We start from the raw sequence: 18904 nt of genomic DNA on the forward strand, positions 1-18904 counted from the left end.
TTCACCCCCTCATATCAGTTGACGGCGCAGTTTTTTCACTTCGCATTTATTTTTTTATACAGCTCATAAGCAAGCATCTGCGGTTCAAACGGCTTGGCAATGTGTCCGTTCATGCCGGATGCAAGCGATTCGCGTACATCCTCCTCATATGCGTTGGCGCTCATGGCAATTATAGGCAGTCGCTTTGCATATTCGCTGTCAAGGCTGCGGATACGCCTTGTCGCCTCATAGCCGTTCATTATAGGCATTTGAATATCCATAAGCACAGCGTCATAAAAACCGCTGCCCTTTTTTACAAGCATATCTACGCCTTCCTGCCCGTTTGACGCCCGCTCTACTTCGATGCCGTATTCGGAAAGCACAAGCGTTGCAATTTCCGCATTTATGTCGTTGTCCTCTACAAGAAGTATTTTTTTGTCTGCAAGCTCGTCTTTATCAAAGGCCTCCTCATCCGAAGAAGCAACATCGCTCTTTGGCGTATTTTCCCGGTAGGCAAACTCTAAATTGACAAAGAATACCGAGCCCTCGCCAAGCTTGCTTTCAACCGATATTTCTCCGCCCATAAGCTTAACAAGCCTCGATGTTATCGCCATGCCGAGGCCGGTACCCTGTATCTTGTTTATGGTGGAGTTGGTCTCGCGCGAGAAGCTCTCGAAAATGTGCGGCAGAAAGTCTTCGCTCATGCCGATGCCGGTATCCCGCACTGAAAAACAGTATCTGCTTTTATTGTCCGAAAGCTCCTCTATCTCTTCCGCAGCAATATAGACAGACCCGCCGTTCGGCGTATACTTGACTGCGTTTCCGATTATATTTATTAAGATCTGTTCAAGTCTCAATTCGTCGGCAATGATGCACGGATGAGCGACCTTATCCGTGTTGAAAGAAAGGCTTAAAGACTTCTTGCTTGCCTGTGAACGGGTAAGATCGGCGATACGTTCAAAGATCCGGCCAATATCGCACATGTTCTCGTTTAGCTGTATTTTTCCGCTTTCTATCTTTGACATATCAAGCACGTCGTTTATAAGAGACAAAAGATAGTGGCTCGAAGCCGCAATTTTTTTAAGAGAATCCTCTACCATATCTTTGTCGTTAAGCTTGTCAAGGGCGATGTTGGTATAACCGATTATGGCATTCATCGGCGTTCTTATGTCGTGGCTCATGCTTGAGAGGAAGTTGCTTTTAGCCCTGTTGCCCTTTTCGGCCTCGTCTCTTGCATGCTCTAATATCCTTCTTGTTTCCTCCTCCTTTTTCTGGAGCGCCGTTATATCCTGTCTGGCAATGATAAATTCCGACACCTTGCCTGCCTTATCGCGAGAAACTACGATAAAGTTGTATGTAAACCACTCCTCCTCACGGATAGGCGCGTGCAGATTGCAGGAGATTATATCGCGCCCGCTGTTCATCTGCTCTGTCAGCCTGTCAAAGTCGATAAGCTTAGCCGCATCCGCTCGTTCATCCTCATTTGGGAAGCGGTCTAACAAATCGTCGGCAAAGACGTTGTATGCGCCGTCGTTCGGGATATGTCCTACGTCGGGCATGCCCTCGATATAATGATAGGTGCGCGCGCCGGCGTTCACGATGACAAAGTTTTCAAAGAGCCTCGACATTGCAAAATGTATATCGTTTGAGTTTTTTGTCTCCTCCAAAAGTCTTTTTTTCTGAAGGAAGAACCTGACTATGTAGAACACTCCGACAGACACGAACAGCACGATGAGCCAGATGAGCAAAACGGCGCCGTTCATACTCGCGTTGCTAATCATGCTCTTATATGTCTGTGCGGGGAAATTCAGCACCAGAAAGAAATCGGAATACCCGCCTATATAAGATACTATCCCTACGGTCCTGTCCCCGTTTACCAGATAACTGTAAAGCGTGTTGTCGCGCTGCAAAAAGGCCTCGCGCACATTCTTTTCATCTTCTTCATGTGAAAACGAAAATGCGGAAAGGTCCTCCAAAAAATTCGAGGCGCCTATATCATCATCCGTACTGTATATGATAGTGCCGTCCTTATCGCAAAGCAGAACATCACAATCTTGCCCAAATACGGATACCTCGAGCAGATTGTCTATAAAATCTTCTCCGTAAAATCCCACTGCGATCCCGACGAGCTCATCATTTTGATATACAGGACTGTAAAACCCTATCTGACGTTCGCTAGTTACCTTTGAATCAAGAATGTACGTCATTCCCGTCTTGCCGCTTATGCCTTCCTTGAAATACGCGCGCTCCGCTACATTTGCCGCGATAATTTTATCTCCCGTTGTGTAGTCGCGTCCCCTAAGGTCGATGAACCTAAGATAATTAAATGCAAAGCGGTTTTCGCAATCTCTGAGTATTTGCCCTACTTTATCCACTTCAGAAGGGTCTATATCCTCATCACTCTTTACATTCAGCTTAGAGGTGTCCACACCGTAATTCTGAAAGGCAGTTTCAAGTACAAGGGCTGACGATTCGATATAAGCTATATTTTCTTTGAACATATCGCCTATAAGCGACGTTCGCTGCGTCGCGATATCCGCAATATAGTTTTCGTTCTGGTGCGAAATGCGCGTCACATTTGAACGATAGAAAAAAACGAACGAGAGTGCGATACCGCAAATAAGCAAGATGACGCATATTAAGTTCTGTATATAGATCCGGTCTTTCTTTTTCTTTGCGTTCATATCGTTACCTCCCGCCATAAAATTTGTGTCGGAAACACGCATGGAGCCTGTTTTGTATTGCGCCCTATTATATCAAAATCTTTATTCTTCTTTAGAAAACCGCATAACCCGTCTGCTTTTTGTTCTTCAGTCGTTTCAGCGCGGCGTCTGCGTCCTCAAAAATATCGCCTATCGGAGCTTCTCTGTCGGAAAAAGCAACGCCCACGTTCAAAAGAACTGACGGCATCGGCTCTTTCTTTTCCTGAAGCGCACGGTTCACCTGTTCTATCTTTGCGGAAACCAAGCCCTTTTTCGCACTTGTTACGCGCGTCATTATCACGGCAAACTCGTCCTCGCGCAAACGGCAAATATGATCCACAGAGCGGAAACTCTTTCTTAACACGTCTGCGGCGCGGCATACTATACGGTCTGCATACTCGCGTCCGTGCTTTTGGCGAATTTCCTCATATTCGTCTATCTGCGCGATAAGGACCGCGATGTGGTCATGGTCAGAATCATGAAACAGAATATCAAACGCGCTGTAGTTATAAAGGCCCGTCAGGGAGTCGTGCAGAGCGTTATATGTAAATCTGTCTCTCCTGAATTTTGTCTCCTTTATAGAAACTTTAGCAGGATTCGGCTTGTTCTCCAAAAGGAATTTCTCAAACTCCGCCACAGGAAGCGGCCGCGAGAAATAATATCCCTGTATAATATCGCATCCCATCGTTTTTAGCGTGAATACCTGCTCGGCTGTTTCAACGCCCTCTGCGATCGTGGGCACTTCAAAGGAGTCGGCAAGCTGTATCATCGCTTCAAGAAGGCGCGTGTCCTTCCTTGCTTTAAAGGCGTTTCGTATGAAATGCATGTCAAGCTTCAGCGCGTCTATGGGAAGCGTGGACAGCATGTTGAGAGAGGAGTATCCCGAACCGAAATCGTCCATCTCAATGCGAAATCCCATTTCGCGCAGATGCAGCACCTTCTCGACGATCTGCGTGGAATCCTCCGTATACGCAGACTCGGTGATCTCCAAAAGCAGCTCCTGATGACTGAGTCCGTTTTTCTCTATGATCTCACCCAGCATATCTACAATTCTCGGTTCATAGAGGTCTATACGCGAAACATTGACAGACACAGGCAAGCTTATACCCAGCCTTGTTTTCCAGTCGCGTATCCGGGCTGCGGCTTCCGACCAGACATAGCTGTCAAGACGGTATATGAGGCCGTTGTTTTCAAAAATGGGAATGAACACTCCCGGGCTCACCATGCCGAGCTTCGGATGACGCCAGCGTATCAGCGCTTCTGCGCTGCTTAGTACCGGCTTATCGGGACGCACGTCGAACTTGGGCTGATAATATACTTCAAACTGCTTTTCTCGTATAGCGCGCGGAAAATCCTCGATAAGCTGCGCTTCCAAGATCTCCGCCTCATGCATGGAGTCGTCGTAAATACCTATGGAGCGAGAAAAGCTTCCCTTTACTGTATTTGCAGCTATCTTTGCGCGGTCAAAACGCCGCTCGATATCAAGCGACTTGTCGGCTCCGGCGTAAACGCCCATTCTTATTCTGACAAGGCTTTCGCCGGGAGTATTGTCTTCATCGTTCATGCACACAGACACTTGTTTAAGCAGCGAATCGTAATCTGTGCGGTGAGGACAGTAAATAAGGAAGGTGTCCGCTTCGCTGCGGCATGCGATACCGCCTGTTTCCTGAACTATTTCAAGCGTCCTTTCACCTATGCGCCTTAAAAGCTCGTCCCCGTACAACTTGCCGTAGCGGTCGTTTATCGTGTGGAACTGGTTAATATTCATAAAGATCGCGTCTGTGGGGAAGTCCTTGTGATGGGCGTCGAGCTGAACGGCATAACGGTAGAAAAAGTCCTTGTTATAAAGTCCGGTAAGCTGATCGCGCTCGGTCCAGCGAAGTATATCGCGATCTTCCGTAAGCTCGATAGTGCGCAGTATGCGCGCGAGAACGACTTCCTGCTGAGGGTATGGCTTCGGAATGAAGTCTATCGCCCCGAGCGTAAGGCATTCCACCTCCGCGTCACTGTCCGCCGTCATTACTATTACGGGAAGACGTGCATACCGCATGTCGGATTTGACCTCGCGCAGCACATCCAGGCCGTGGATATCGGGCAGATTCAAGTCGAGAAGTATAAGGCTGAGCGTTTCAAAGTGAGTGTAGATCATCTCCAAAGCCTGTTTGCCCGTTTCCGCCGTTATGACCTCATAAACGTCCTCAAGATACATCTTAAGGATCTCTTGATTTATAAGTTCGTCCTCTATCAGTAATATCCTTCTCTTTTCAACGGAAGGTCGGAATCTTGCTTTTATTTCCGGCATAGTTCTTTTGCCTCCTGTCTTTTTTCGCATTTAGTATTTACTGTCAAAAGCAGTGTGCGGCTTTCAGGCGTTAACCTTTAAGCGCCGCTTTGTCTTCATACATAAGATTGTCGGCGCGCTCGAACACCTCGTCTGCCGAGGTATCCAAAGCGGCGTCAAAGTCAGCCATTCCCAGCGCTATCACAACTTTTCCTGTTCTGAGGTTTTCCCGTATCTGCTCTTTGAAGCGCACGCTTAAGGCATGTCTTTTCTCATAGTCGGAACCCTGAAGCACCGCCGCAAATTCATCGCCTCCTATGCGGAACACGGGACTGTGCTCCCAATTATGACAGATGATCTGGCAGGCGCTTCTTATATATGCGTCTCCTTCGATATGCCCAAGGCTGTCGTTTATCTTTTTCAGACCGTTTACGTCGCATATAACAACAGAAAATTCACTTATCCGTCCTTTACGCACCTGTTGATTCAGATTTTCCATATATTCGATAAAAGCGGCTTTGTTCTTTACTCCCGTCATTTCGTCGCGATAGGCTTTCTCGTTTGCAATGCTTAGCTTCTTTTCGATCTCCTGCTCTTTTCTGATCTCCTGATCGATATTTATAACGCCTATGATAAGATGCTTGTTGTCCGAAGCCCAGATAACGGACAGGCGCGCATACATGACGCCTCCTTCTACGATCAGGCGATATGTATGTGTGATCATATGCTTTCCCTGCAGCATCTGTATCATCGTCGGCTTTTCAAGTATTCTGTGAAAAGCATCCCTGTCCTCAGGATGTATTACCCTGTCGATATTTATGAGAGATTCCTTAAAGAAATTGTCTCCCGACGGGCGCACATCAAGACTCTTATAAGTATCCGTGGAAGAGAATTCTATATAATGGTCGTTCAGCATGTTGACATAGTATATTGTGTCATACTGGTTTGCAAGACTTGTTGCAATCTGGAAGAAGGTCGCATTCTCGGCAAGAGTCTTTTTTATGGCGTTTTCCTTCTGTATCTCGCGTTCGATATTCATAACGCCCATTATAAGGTGCTTTCTGTCGTTTGCCCAAAAGACCGTCATCCTTGTATAACAGCTTTCTCCCCCCATGAGGAGCCTGTACGTCATAGTGAAGGTATCGTTTTGTTCAAGGGCTTTAAGCATCGTTTGTTTGTCGAGCGCTTCAAACACCTGTTCGCGGTCGTCGGGATGAACAATGGGCCCACATTGCGCTGAGACGTGCCGAAAAAATCGCTGCCTACGGGGCTTATGTTGAAATCTTTGTATTCATCGTATGCGGTAAACTCAATATAGCTGTTAGTCTCGGTGTCTATGTAATATATCATGCCGTATTGCTTTGCAAGGCTCTCCGCTATCTGCGAGAATATCATATTCTTCTCGGAGATATCCTTCATCGCTTCCTGGCTTTTTATCTCTTCGTCGATATTCTCGATCGCGATTATAAGGTGTTTATCATCGTCTACCCTCACGGCCATCAAACGTACATGGTGAGCTCCGTCGCTCATAATAAGCCTATACTCTAAAATATACTTTCTTCCGCGCCCGGTCACCGATATCATAAAATCTTTATCTGATATGTGCAGCACCTTTTCCAGATCTTCCGGATGTATAACGCGCATAACGTTTTTGCGCGTCTCTTCAAAAAAGTCGCTTCCCTCCTGAGGCACCTCAAGCTCCCTGTAATCGTTGCTTGAAGAGTATTCAACATAATGGTTCGAGGAGAGGTCTACATAATATATCGTGGCATAGCGGTTCGCCAAAGTTTTCGCAATGGCGTTGTATGTTCTTGTCGATTGCTCTGTCCTTATAGACTCGTCAACATTCAGCACGCCCAAAACAAGGCTGTCCTCCTCATCGGAGGGGTCTCTTAAAATGCGCATGGTATGATATACCGGCCTGCCGCCGATCATAAGCCTGTAAACAATGGAAAGAGTGGCGTTATCCCGAAGCTGCCGCAAAAGAGATTCCCTCTTCAGCGCTTCAGACACCATCTTTTGGTCGTCGATATAAACTGCGGTAAGCACGTCGCGCTGACAGTCGCCGAAGAAATCATCTCCCGAAGAATGAAGGTCCAGCTTCTGGTAGCCTAAATTCGTGCTGTAACATTCATATCTGCCCGATTTTAAGTCTATGTAATAAACACTTAGTAATCGATAAGCAAAGCTGTGGCGACTCGCGCAATAATACTGTCCATTATGGTCCTCCCTGCAATTCTTACCCGGCAGGTTATTTGTGCCGGATCAATTCTTATGTCGTTTGTTTAATACGTCCGCAATGGTTTTCTGCACCACCTTTATATCGATGGGTTTTGCGATATGTCCGTCCATGCCTGCTTTTTTTGCCGCATGAACATCTTCGGTAAAAGCATTGGCAGTCATTGCTATAATAGGGATACCCGAAAGCTCCACGTTATCGAGCGCGCGTATCGCTTTTGTGGCGGTGTAGCCGTCCATAACGGGCATTTGAATATCCATTAAGACTAGATCATACGTCCCCGGCTCGGAAGAGGTTATCTTTTCAACGGCTATCTGTCCGTTTTCAGCCTTTTCGACCTCAAAGCCAAGCTGCTCCAGGATCATGGTCGCAATTTCCATATTTATCATGTTGTCCTCTACAAGCAAAATATGCGTACCTGCAAAATCATAGCTTTCTTCATGAGTATCCGACATTGAAGCCTCGGAGATATCACCCTGTTCTGCCAGCCGAAGCTTTAAGCGTATTATCATTTCCGTTCCGCTTCCCGGAGCGGTCATAACCTCAATGGTACCTCCCATAAGATCCACTATGCTCTTTGTGATAGAGAGGCCCAGACCCGTGCCCTCTATACCGCTGTCGGTGGATGTGCGTTCCCGCTCAAAAGCATTGAACATCTTTTCCGCAAATTCCTTTGACATGCCTATGCCGTTATCCTGGATACGCATTTCATAAGAGCTGTAGCCGTCCTCACCGTTTCCTATTTCCCATAACGCAGCGGAGATCTCGCCTCCGGTCGGAGTAAATTTATAAGCATTGCCTATAATATTCAAAAGCACCCTGTTTAAGTTCTTCTTGTCGCACCAGACGTATCGGTTCTTCACTTGAGAGGTGTGTACGGCAAAACTTATCTGCTTCTGTTTCATCTGCTCCGAAAACAGATCTCTCATACCATCGAATACCGCACACAGATCGGTGGGTATATATTCAAGCTCGATTTTTCCGCTCTCAATACGGCTCATCTCAAGAATATCATTTATCAAAGCAAGCAAATGCTGGCTGGAAAGCTCTATTTTCCCAAGGTATTCGTGTACATTCTTTGACGCAGGCTCCTTCAAAGCAAGGTTCGTATAGCCGATGATAGCGTTCATCGGCGTTCGAATATCGTGAGACATATTGAATAAAAATTGGCTTTTTGCAAGGCTTCCTTCTACGGCGCGTATCTTTTCGCGTTCTGCCGTCTCATGCTTTTTACGCACAAAATTCTGCACATACAGCATTACCGTCATACCGACAAAGATTATTATCATAAGTATTGCTCCGCCCCATACAAGAGAAGAACGCACTTCTTCCATACTTTCGGCGTAAACAATGCGTTTTGCAAGCCACATAAGCGAGGAATATATAAGCAGCGCGAACAGCACGACACCAGAAGTGGAAATACCGCTGTATTCAGTCAATGTGCTGTGACGCACGGTGCGCCAGTAGAATACAAAACCTACAAGGCACCAAAGCGACAAGAGAAGAAACGCCCAGCTGTTCATGGCTTCCATAGCCGTAAGCCTGGGAACGAGCTGCACAATGGCAAACAGAACGGAAACCGCCGTGCCTATTATGCCAAGCACGACTCTTTTGTTCTTTCCTTCTGTTTTTGCTATCTTCCATGCGGCGGCAGATGTGTATCCGAATCCCACGATAGCTCCGAAAGAGGTAATATCGACAAACCACGTCAGCGTGTTTCGGCCGAGAAATGCTATTATGATAGAGATCAGCATGATGAACAAAATACTGTAGGTCGTTTTTGAAAACTTCTCCGAAAGTATCTTGTCCTCCGCCATGGTGGACAATATTCTCGTTGTGGCGCGATAACCTCCGATTATACCCGTCAATATTGCGGAAATTGCAGTTATAGCCATTATAAATATCCCCGCAGTGCCCATATAATGTCCTGCGGCATAAAAAGTCGGTACTGCGGTGACTCCGCCAAGCGTATCTATAGAAGAAATATACTCCTGCCACGAATCGAAACCGTCAGGAACGGCAGCCACGCTCGTAATCGCCATGGACAGATAGGCAATAGCAGCTACGATGATCGAGAGTCCGATAAGAAGGCTTGACTTTTTTATCGGGAACTTAAAATGCGCCGTATCAAAGGATGTGACTTCGAAGCCGACAAATGCCCACGGTGCAAGTATCACAAGGCTGAAAACTGCGTATCCCTTGCTTACGCCGCTCGTTCCGAATGATGTAAGCGCTCCGCTTGAAAAGGCATGAGGCAAACATATGACTGCCGTTATGATAACACCGGCAAGAAGCAAAAGCGCAAGGAGAGTATGGAGGCGCTGAAGCAGCGGCTTTGCCACTATGAAAAGAACGCCAACGCCGCCAAGCACAAGCGCCGACACAAGCGTCTCCGTGGGATATATTATGTTTCCCGCTATCGTATAGTGAAACTCTGTCTGCAGTGTGCTTCCAAGCAGCATCCTAATTATGTAGAACAGAGCAGTGCCGTTTAAGAATACGATAGTAAGATACGAAAGACAAAGAAACCATGAACTCAAAAAGGCATGATCGCGCCCAAAGGCTTCTTTCGTATATGAATATATGCCGCCCGTTATCGATGAGCGGCCCATGAGATATGAGAAATTGCTGCCTATTATCAACATGATAGCCATTCCTATGACCATGGCAATAAGCGTTCCGGCCGGTCCGGCAACAGGCAGGAACGTATTTCCGGGCATGGCAAACACACCCCAGCCGACCATAACGCCGAACGCCATTGCCCAAACGTCCAGCGGTGAAAGATACCTGTCCAGAGCTTTTGTTTTTTCCTGCTGTCCAACCATAAATAAGGCCTCCCCTTTATTTGCCTGATTTGCGATTCTCGCTTTAGGGGCTGTATGTTCTTCATGACTCGATGCGTTTTTAAATACTATTAAAAGGGCTTCATCCTTGCCCCCCAACAGACACGCATATCTTTGTCCCGGATCTAAAAGCCAACTGTACGGTTTCTTTAAAATCATCCGAGCAAAGAGATTGCATTTGATCAAGCCATTATACCGCAAGCAAAAATGCTTGCTCGCAAAGGCATTTTTGCGACGTGATTCAATAAAGCGTGCCATACGCAAGTATGGCCGGCGCGTCCGCGCCGAAAGGCTGCTCTTTGGGCAGGCTTTACGCGCATATTATACCATATCGACAGTTTAATATCAACGAAAATACGGCCTCTTTTGAATCCGAAAATGGCATGACGCATATTGCGGCCGTTTTGCAAAAAAGCGCGCCTTGCATATTATAAAACGTCAATGTATAAAAAAGCCTTGCGGCGCGTTCTTAATTGCGGCACAAGACTCTTTCACAATATTCGATTTTCGCCCAAAGATCATGCTTCAAGCGTTCTAAAGCCGGCGTTATTTTGATCTTTGTTTTCATTGCCGACAAAATGCAGCTCAGAACATGAGATCTACCCGCCGACTGCGCGTATTGCAAGCTCCGCTATAAATACGCCGGCCGACGCGCCTACGGCGACCAAAATAAGGCTCCGCTTCATAAGCGCAAGCACGAGCGCGGCGGCGACGCCTGCCGCAGCGGAGAGCACGTGATCCGTTGCAAAGAAAACGGCGGGGACGGTCATAACGCTCAAGACTGCGTATGGCATATAATGAAGGAACGAGAGCGCGAAGCGGTTCTCTATCTTTTTCTTAAATAGAACGAGCGGCACGGCTCTGATAAAGTATGTAACCAGCGCCATTGTGATAAGGTAAGGGAGAAACGCATCAAAATCCATGGCTGTCCTCCTTTTGCTCTATCGGGAAAAATGCCGCCGTTACAGCCGCCGCGATCACCGAGCATATGATTATCACAAAGCCCGTCTGCACGCCCGAAAGAAGCGGCAGGAACTTAAACAGGCATGAAAGAGCTACGGCGAGCGAAACGCAGAAAAGGATGTGCCTGTTCTCCTTCGCCGGAGGAACGACGATGGCTATGAACATGCCGTATATCGCAATCCCCAGCGCGGATATCACCATCGTCGGAAGGATACTGCCCGCAAATGCTCCGACCGCCGTTCCCGCCGTCCATCCCAAGAACGGCGTAAGTATCAGCCCGAACATATACTGCCGACTGACCGACTCATGCGACGACGCGACAGCGAACACCTCGTCCGTGTTGACGAACGCTATGATAAAGCGGTCTGAAAGCCTTATGCTTTCGTCAAACTTTTGCGAAAGCAATATGCTCATAAGCGCATACCTTAGATTTATGATGAACTGCGCGACTGCAAGCTCGAACAGCGTTCCGCCCGAAAGGATTATCGGCACTGCGGCAAGCTGCCCCGCAGAGGTGACGTTCGTTGCGGATATGAGCGTTGCCTGAAGCGGAGAAAGCCCGCTTGCTACCGTAAAAATGCCAAAAGCAAAGGCTACCGAAAAGTAGCCTATGCAAATAGATGTTCCGTCTTTTATCCCCTGCGAAAACAGGGCTGCCTTATATGATGATGCCAAAGTATATCCTCCCGATAATGATACAATCTGATTATAGCGTACCAAGACCCGCATTGTAAAGCTTTTTGGCTAACTGCCGCGGCTATGACGGCGTTTTTTCGTTGTTCTTGTGATGGTCGGGGATTTTTTGAGATGTGGTATGATTTTTTCGCTTTTCTGCGCAAGTACATAATTGAACATAATTCAAGTTCAAAATGACATTCTCGTTGAACCCTTATAGCCCGATAAGCGGCGTTACGTTAGTGTCGTTCCTTGGGTATTTTCAAGGCGTCAGGATATAAAAAAGCCTTGCAGCTACAGCTTCCTGCAGCTGCAAGGCATAATTTCGGTTTGCAATGTCGTTTCGGCAGCTTACTCCCTCACAGGCTCATTTTGTTTGTAATTTTAAATCCATCGTGAATAAGTAATGTTTAAAGCGCAAAACAAATTCCACTTCGGGATCGGTCGGCGTACCGACTATCCGGCAGTACCGAAGCATTCTGTCAAAGGCCTCATGGTTTCATCAAGGAGCATCACTTTAAGGGATGCTGCCCCGAAGGCATTATCAAACGTAAATGTGAGCGTCATTCCGCTGTCATATGGGACCGCTTCCGCCATTCGCAGCGCGAGCAGCCTGCCGTTCGAATCGCAGACTGCCGCAAAACAGAATGCCTTCCTCGAAACGTTCACGTCCACAACAAGCTTTTCGCCTTTTTGAATATCTTCCACTATGCGCTTTACGTCAGAACCGGAGACCGTCGTAACGGCAGCTATGCCTTCCGACATGGTATGTGCAGATGAGTTATAGTGGATCACGACGCTATTAAGCGGTTCATTATCGGTATCGACAAAAACCTCGGCCCATTTGTCCTCATCTCCGCCGTAATAAACGTCGGACAGGCGGCCGCAGTCCTTGAATGCCCTTTGGCCGATGACGGTAACAGTGTCGGGGATCGTTACGGTGGTCAACGAAATGCAGTTATTGAACGCCGAAACCGGAAGCTTTGAGAAGCTGTTCGGGATCGTTACGTTTTTTAGGCTTACGCAATTCCAGAATGCAGCTTTGCCGAGGGTCCTAAGCCCGTCGGAAAGCGTAAGGCCGGACAGACTGCTGCAGTCCGCAAAAGCATAATCTCCGAAATCGGTCACGTTTTTGGGAATAACGATCCCGCCAAGCTGCCCGCATCCCCGGAAAGCATCTTCCCCGATCACCTCAAGACTTTCCGGAAGATAGACCGTGTGCAGGCTTTCGTTTTTGAAAAAGCCTCTGTAGCCGATCTTCCAAAGGCCCTCCGGAAGGATAACGGAGGTCAGATTCGAGCAGCCGGCAAAAGCATAATTTCCTATGAGAGTAAGACTTTCGGGAAAAGAGATCTCCGTAATGCTATCGCATCCGGAGAACCCGTTTGCTCCGATCGTCTCAAGATGAGCGGGAAGATCCACATGCTCGAGGCTGTCGCATTCGCTGAATGCCCCGTTCCCTATATAGGTGACGCTGTCCGGGATCGTCACATCGGTCATGCTTCTGCAGGCATAGAATGTCCCGTTAAGCGCAGTGATCTGATTAGATACCTTCGCGCGGGTCAGGGATTCGCACCCGAGGAAAGCGTCTTCCCCAAGAGAAGCGACGCTGTCCGGCACGTCGATTTCCGTCAGGCTTTTACAATCGCAGAAAGCCTCTTCTCCGATCGATTCAAGTCCGTCGGGCAATGTTATACCGTCCAGCGCTAGGCAGGCATAGAAGGCTCCATTCCCGATCGTCTTCATTCCATCGGGAATATGGATATCGGTAAGCTCGAAACACTCATAGAACACATAACTTCCGATCGAGGTGAGACTGTCGGGGATCGTGACGTGCTTAAGCTCCCAGCATTGCCTGAAAAGCTTGGATTCCAGGGTCGTGAGCGTATTCGGAAGCGTAACGCTCTTAAGTACGTAGCATTCGTTGAACGCAGATACGCCTATGGTGACGACGCTGTCCGGGACAGTGACGCTTTCCAGACTTCCGCATTTGTAAAACGCTTCTTTGCCGATGGACGTGACCCCGTCAGGGATAGTGATCTCCCGCACGTAAAAGTTGCTCTCGAAGGCGTTATCTCCGATTTTGGTGATGCCGGAAGGAAGCGACACGCTTTCCATGTTAAAGCAGTACTGAAAAGCATGATCCCCGATACTCGTGACCCCGGGCATCACCTCAACGGAGGTTATGGAGATTTCGGATCTTCTGTAGTCATACCAAGGGCACTCAGTATAATAATTGTAATCCGCCATCGCGCCGCTGCCGCTGATGGTCAGCTTTCCGTCGCTGTCCAGCGTCCAGACCACATTGTCCCCGTCCGCGCCGCACGTCCCGCCGGCGACTGTGTCCGCCGCATATACCGGCAGGCAGAATACTGCGTTCATGCAGAGCATAAGAACGATGGATACGATGATTTTTTTCATGTTTTCAAGCCTCCGCTTTCGGCTTTACGCTTTTTTACATTTCATTCACAGGTCTTTTCTTAAGCGACCCGCAGCAGGACGGTTTATCCCAAAGCCGCTTAATTTCGTGCCGCGTAATACTGAGCCTCGCCGGGAAAATCACCGGCCATTTCACCGATCTCAAATTTGGGAAGCAGCAATACTTTCACCGACATGGGCAAAAACTGCACAATCGTTTCTTCAGCCTATAGAGACAACGCTCACCGCGATCAGAACAAAAGCAAAAAAGTGAACAGCAATTTCTGCATTGTTTTTTCTCACTTAAAACACGATTTGCCGACATTTGCAGACAGTCTTATGACTCAACACACATATTTCTCCGTTCACTGTTTTGGGATATCGTCCTTTGGGAATCATAAATCAGTATTGCAGGAACAGTTCTTCCAGCCTTTCCTGACTTACCTCACCCGTCAGGGCCAGCCGCAGCAGAATGGCCGCCTTCTGGGGAGACAGGTTGTTCGCGGCGACTGTGTTTTCGCACAGCAGATTTCCTTTTGTGATGACGCCGTCGTCAATCCGGCTGGAAATGACGACCGGGATCTGAAGGCCTTTGATGATCTCTATCCATTCCTCGCTGAATTCGCCTGCCCCGGCTCCGGCGATCACCAGGCCGTCGGAATGCTCGGCGGCGTAGCGCAGCAGTTCAGGGTCCGCATCCACGGCAAAATAGATAATCGATACCTTCGGAAGGGTCGTAAGCCCTGACACATCAAACTCAGAGTTTGTCGTATGTTTCTGGGACGCATGCTCATACAGATAGACCTCTCCGTCCCGAACAATGCCGATGCTGCCGGTCTCTCCGGCTGAGATAGCCATCACGCTGTAGGTGCTGGTTTTTGTCATGGAACGGGCGGCGTAGATCCGATCGGAGAAAACGATCAGTACGCCTTGTCCTGCCGCTTCATCCGAAGCGGCGACACAGACGGATTCATACAGATTCATGGGGCCGTCGGCTGAGATGGAGGTTGCGGGACGCATGGAGCCGGTCAGCACCACAGGCTTGTCTGTTTTCACCGTCAGATTCAGAAAATAAGCGGTTTCCTCCATCGTGTCGGTTCCATGGGTGATCACAAAGCCCTTTACATCCGGATCTGCAGCCATTTCATTGATCGTATTGGCCAGCTCGATCCAAACTTCCGCTGTGATATCGTCGGAATTGACGTTGCAGATCTGGATCGCTTCAATTTCAGCGACATCTGCCAGCTGCGGCACCGCAGAAAGCAATTCTTCTGCCGTCAGAGAACCCGGTTTATACCCTGCGGTTTTTCCTGCTTCGCCAACTCCGGCGATGGTTCCTCCCGTCGCCAGCACAACGATCTTTGGCTTGCTTTCCAGAGAATCTTCTGCCGGTCCTGAAGTTTCGCTTACTTGATCCTGTGTCTGTTCTGCCGGGGAATCGTTTTTTTCGCCGCTGTCGTTGCTGCCGCAGGCCGCGAGGGCGAAGATCATGGATAAGGCAAGGATAAGTGCGAGCAGTTTTTTCATTTGTCATTCTCCTTTATTTATTGTTTCGCAGCGTTTTTTTGACTTCTTTGGCAAACTATTCAGGGTGATCGCTGACCGGTATGTGCGTGCTGTTCGGGAAGCAGACTGCCCGGAAAGGCGCCGCAACGTGTTCTTTATAGAACACGACCCCTGCGCCCATGGACCAGACCTTGAGCGTGATGTATTCAGCAGCTTCTACTGTTTTTTAGAGACATTACCCGGTAACGACAGCATCTGCAATATTGCCTGCTGCGAGAACCGCCGCCGCAGAACAGGCCGGGGGCACGTTTTCGTGAAAAAGGCGTCTGATGATCACTCCCACTCCACTGTTCCGGGAGGCTTGGACGTAATATCGTATACCACCCTGTTTACGTGCTCCACCTCGTTCGTGAGGCGGTTCGAGATGCGCGCGAGCACGTCGTACGGTATGCGCGCCCAGTCGGCCGTCATAAAGTCGTCTGTAGTTATTGCTCTTATCGCTATAAGGTGGTCGTACGTTCTGTGGTCGCCCATGACGCCGACGGTCTTAACGTCGGGCAGTACTGCGAAGAACTGCTTAAGCTCGCTTTCGATGCCGCTCTTTCGTATCTCATCGCGGAATACGGCGTCGGCCTCCTGCAGCACCTTTATCTTCTCCTTTGTTATCTCGCCTATAATGCGAACGCCTAGCCCCGGCCCCGGGAACGGCTGGCGCCATACGAGCTCGCGCGGGATGCCCAGCTTTTCGCCCACGGCGCGCACCTCATCCTTAAAGAGATCGCCTAGCGGCTCAATAGTGCCGTCGAATTTTATATCGGCAGGCTTCTCAACCATATTGTGATGCGTCTTTATCGTCGCGGTGCTGCCTTTTCCGGCCTCGTTGCCCTTGCCGCTCTCTATTCGGTCGGGATATATCGTACCCTGCGCGAAAAATCCGCCGTCCGCCTCCTCGCGCACCTTGTCCCAGAACACCTTGTAAAACTCACGGCCTATGATCTTTCGCTTTTCCTCGGGATCGGTGACGCCCTTCAGCTTCTCAAGAAACTGCTCCTCACAATTAACGCGCACGAATTTCATGTCGAACAGCTTCGTAAAGGTGTTTTCTACAAAATCGCCCTCGTCCTTTCGCATAAGTCCCTGATCGACGAATACGCACGTGAGCTGACTGCCCACGGCACGGCTTAAAAGCCCCGCTGCAACGGACGAATCGACGCCGCCCGAAAGTCCAAGCACTACCTTGCGGCTGCCTATCTGCGCGCGCAGCTTTTCGACCGTTGTTTCTATGAAATCGTCCATCACCCAGTCGCCTCGGCATTCGCATACGTTATAGAGGAAGTTGCGAAGTATCTCCTTACCGTATTCGCTGTGCGTGACCTCGGGATGGAACTGCACGGAATAGAGTTTTTTCTCCTCATTCTCAAAAGCCGCCGTGGGGCAGTCCGCCGAATGGGCCGACGCCTTAAAGCCCTCGGGCAGGCGGCTTACGTAATCGGTATGGCTCATCCATACGATGCTGTGAGCGGGTATCCCCCGAAACAGCAGGCTTTCCCTGTCGTCTACCGTCACGTCTATCTTGCCGTATTCGCTCTTTTCGCAGGCCGAGACCTCGCCGCCGAGCGTGTACGCCATAAGCTGGCAGCCGTAGCATATGCCAAGGATCGGCACTCCCAGCTCGAATATCTCCTTCGAGATGTGCGGCGACGAGGGGTCGTAAACGCTGTTCGGACCGCCCGTGAATATTATGCCCTTGGGGGAAAGGGCGCGTATCTCCTCAATAGGAGTTTTATAGCTTTTTATCTCGCAGTAAACGCTGTTTTCTCTTACGCGGCGCGCAATTAGCTGATTATACTGCCCGCCGAAATCGAGAACTATCACAAGCTCGTGCTTCATTTTGATCTCTCCTCTTCCCTTTATATCCTTACGGGCACGCCCGCTTCGTTCAAATATCGCTTTAGATCCATTATCTCCATCTCTTTGTAGTGAAACAGCGATGCGGCAAGCGCCGCGTCCGCTTTCGCGTCTGTTAAAGCCTCTTTAAAATGTTCCATCGTGCCGGCGCCGCCGGAGGCTATGACGGGAATGCTGACCGTTTCGGCGATCTCGCGCGTAAGCTCGATATCGTATCCCGCCTTCGTGCCGTCGCAGTCCATACTCGTAAGCAGTATCTCTCCCGCGCCGAGCTCGCAGGCGCGCTTCGCCCACTTTACGGCGTCTATGCCCGTATTCGTGCGGCCGCCGTGAACGTAAACGTCCCAGCCGCCCGCATCGCGCCGCTTTGCGTCTATCGCAACGACGACGCACTGGCTGCCGAAAATGCGCGCCGCGTCCGTTATGAGCTGCGGGTTCTTAACGGCCGTAGAGTTTATCGATATCTTGTCCGCTCCTTCTCTTAAAATATCGCGAAAATCCTCGACCGTGCGTATGCCGCCGCCCACGGTGAACGGTATGAACACCGTTTCGGCCACTCGTCGCACCATATCGAGCACTATCGAACGATTATCGCTTGAAGCCGTAATGTCGAGGAACACCAGCTCGTCCGCGCCCGCCTTGTCGTAGGCCGCGCCTATGAGCACGGGGTCGCCCGCATCTGTAAGATTAACGAAATTCACGCCCTTGACGACGCGCCCGGCGTGTACGTCAAGGCACGGTATGATACGTTTCGCGTGCATATCAAAGTTCCCCCTTTTTAAGTCCAGCAAAGTTCTTAAGCATCATAAGCCCCACGTCGGAGCTTTTCTCCGGATGGAACTGCACGGCAAAGACGTTCTTTCTCCACGCGCCCACTTTGAGCGTATCCGTATATTCCGTGCGCGCGCATACGACCCCGTCGTCCTCCGCGTCGGGATAATACGAATGAACGAAATATACGTACGGCTCGCCCGAAAGCCCCGAAAAAAGAGGGCAGGCGTCGTTTATCTTTATCGAATTCCATCCCATATGCGGTATCTTAAAGCCCGCCTTCGGCGGTATCTTTACCACCCTGCCGCGAAATACTCCGAGACCTTTTGCGCCCGGCGACTCCTCGCTCTCCTCAAAGAGGAGCTGAAGTCCGAGGCAGATGCCCAAAAACGGCACGCCCGCATCTATCGCTTTATGTATCACAGGCGGCAGTCCCGCCGCGTTCAGCTTGTTCATGGCCTCTCCGAACGAGCCCACGCCCGGCAGGATCACGTGCGAAGCCGAAAGTATCTTTTCGGGATCGCTCGTAATTTCAGACTCGAAGCCCAAATATGAAAACGCCTTCTGTACGCTCTTTAAGTTTCCGGCGCCGTAATCAATTATCGCTATCATACGTTCT

At 49.4% G+C, this 18904-nt stretch carries 12 protein-coding genes; all 12 read right to left on the reverse strand.

The annotated features are described in order from the left end of the window. Positions 1 to 35 precede the first annotated feature (35 nt). A complete protein-coding gene (locus IJG50_01920) occupies positions 36 to 2663 on the reverse strand; it encodes a response regulator (protein ID MBQ3378603.1) in 2628 nt (875 codons plus the stop codon). Between the two features lie 91 nt (positions 2664 to 2754). Beyond that, positions 2755 to 4983, reverse strand: coding sequence for an EAL domain-containing protein (locus tag IJG50_01925; protein MBQ3378604.1), 2229 nt, complete (start codon positions 4981 to 4983; stop codon positions 2755 to 2757). 70 nt (positions 4984 to 5053) lie between these two features. Continuing rightward, positions 5054 to 6094 (reverse strand): GGDEF domain-containing protein, encoded by a 1041-nt coding sequence (locus IJG50_01930; GenBank protein ID MBQ3378605.1) that lies wholly within the window; start codon positions 6092 to 6094, stop codon positions 5054 to 5056. Further along, positions 6091 to 7011, reverse strand: a complete 921-nt coding sequence (locus IJG50_01935; GenBank protein ID MBQ3378606.1) for a hypothetical protein — start codon at positions 7009 to 7011, stop codon at positions 6091 to 6093. The genes IJG50_01930 and IJG50_01935 overlap by 4 nt, the downstream gene beginning before the upstream one ends. 216 nt (positions 7012 to 7227) lie before the next feature. Next, complete coding sequence (locus tag IJG50_01940) at positions 7228 to 10026, reverse strand: amino acid permease (protein MBQ3378607.1); 2799 nt, start codon at positions 10024 to 10026, stop codon at positions 7228 to 7230. Between the two features lie 617 nt (positions 10027 to 10643). Next, positions 10644 to 10967 carry an AzlD domain-containing protein gene (locus IJG50_01945; protein MBQ3378608.1) on the reverse strand — a complete coding sequence of 108 codons (324 nt, stop codon included), beginning with the start codon at positions 10965 to 10967 and terminating at the stop codon, positions 10644 to 10646. Next, the gene (locus tag IJG50_01950; GenBank protein ID MBQ3378609.1) at positions 10957 to 11736 is read right to left on the reverse strand and encodes an AzlC family ABC transporter permease; all 780 of its coding nucleotides are present in this window, start codon (positions 11734 to 11736) and stop codon (positions 10957 to 10959) included. The genes IJG50_01945 and IJG50_01950 overlap by 11 nt, the downstream gene beginning before the upstream one ends. 402 nt (positions 11737 to 12138) lie before the next feature. Continuing rightward, positions 12139 to 14103 (reverse strand): leucine-rich repeat domain-containing protein, encoded by a 1965-nt coding sequence (locus IJG50_01955; GenBank protein ID MBQ3378610.1) that lies wholly within the window; start codon positions 14101 to 14103, stop codon positions 12139 to 12141. A gap of 399 nt (positions 14104 to 14502) precedes the next feature. Next, complete coding sequence (locus IJG50_01960) at positions 14503 to 15591, reverse strand: asparaginase (protein MBQ3378611.1); 1089 nt, start codon at positions 15589 to 15591, stop codon at positions 14503 to 14505. Positions 15592 to 15939: 348 nt separating this feature from the next. After that, positions 15940 to 17496: a glutamine-hydrolyzing GMP synthase gene (gene guaA / locus IJG50_01965; protein MBQ3378612.1), complete on the reverse strand. Its 1557-nt coding sequence runs from the start codon at positions 17494 to 17496 to the stop codon at positions 15940 to 15942. Between the two features lie 20 nt (positions 17497 to 17516). Next, positions 17517 to 18275, reverse strand: coding sequence for an imidazole glycerol phosphate synthase subunit HisF (gene hisF / locus IJG50_01970; GenBank protein ID MBQ3378613.1), 759 nt, complete (start codon positions 18273 to 18275; stop codon positions 17517 to 17519). A 1-nt stretch (position 18276) separates the two neighbouring features. Beyond that, positions 18277 to 18897 carry an imidazole glycerol phosphate synthase subunit HisH gene (hisH, locus tag IJG50_01975; protein MBQ3378614.1) on the reverse strand — a complete coding sequence of 207 codons (621 nt, stop codon included), beginning with the start codon at positions 18895 to 18897 and terminating at the stop codon, positions 18277 to 18279. Positions 18898 to 18904: the final 7 nt, after the last annotated feature.

The organism is Clostridia bacterium (genome assembly GCA_017405765.1).
Classification (GTDB): Bacteria; Bacillota; Clostridia; order Oscillospirales; family RGIG577; genus RGIG577.

Excerpts from the sequence above, each read along its gene's own strand:
- IJG50_01920 (MBQ3378603.1), bottom strand. The coding sequence starts at position 2,663 with ATGAACGCAAAGAAAAAGAAAGACCGGATCTATATACAGAACTTAATA.
- IJG50_01925 (MBQ3378604.1), bottom strand. The coding sequence starts at position 4,983 with ATGCCGGAAATAAAAGCAAGATTCCGACCTTCCGTTGAAAAGAGAAGG.
- IJG50_01930 (MBQ3378605.1), bottom strand. The coding sequence starts at position 6,094 with ATGACGTACAGGCTCCTCATGGGGGGAGAAAGCTGTTATACAAGGATG.
- IJG50_01940 (MBQ3378607.1), bottom strand. The coding sequence starts at position 10,026 with ATGGTTGGACAGCAGGAAAAAACAAAAGCTCTGGACAGGTATCTTTCA.
- IJG50_01945 (MBQ3378608.1), bottom strand. The coding sequence starts at position 10,967 with ATGGATTTTGATGCGTTTCTCCCTTACCTTATCACAATGGCGCTGGTT.
- IJG50_01950 (MBQ3378609.1), bottom strand. The coding sequence starts at position 11,736 with ATGCGGGTCTTGGTACGCTATAATCAGATTGTATCATTATCGGGAGGA.
- IJG50_01955 (MBQ3378610.1), bottom strand. The coding sequence starts at position 14,103 with ATGAAAAAAATCATCGTATCCATCGTTCTTATGCTCTGCATGAACGCA.
- IJG50_01960 (MBQ3378611.1), bottom strand. The coding sequence starts at position 15,591 with ATGATCTTCGCCCTCGCGGCCTGCGGCAGCAACGACAGCGGCGAAAAA.
- guaA (MBQ3378612.1), bottom strand. The coding sequence starts at position 17,496 with ATGAAGCACGAGCTTGTGATAGTTCTCGATTTCGGCGGGCAGTATAAT.
- hisF (MBQ3378613.1), bottom strand. The coding sequence starts at position 18,275 with ATGCACGCGAAACGTATCATACCGTGCCTTGACGTACACGCCGGGCGC.
- hisH (MBQ3378614.1), bottom strand. The coding sequence starts at position 18,897 with ATGATAGCGATAATTGATTACGGCGCCGGAAACTTAAAGAGCGTACAG.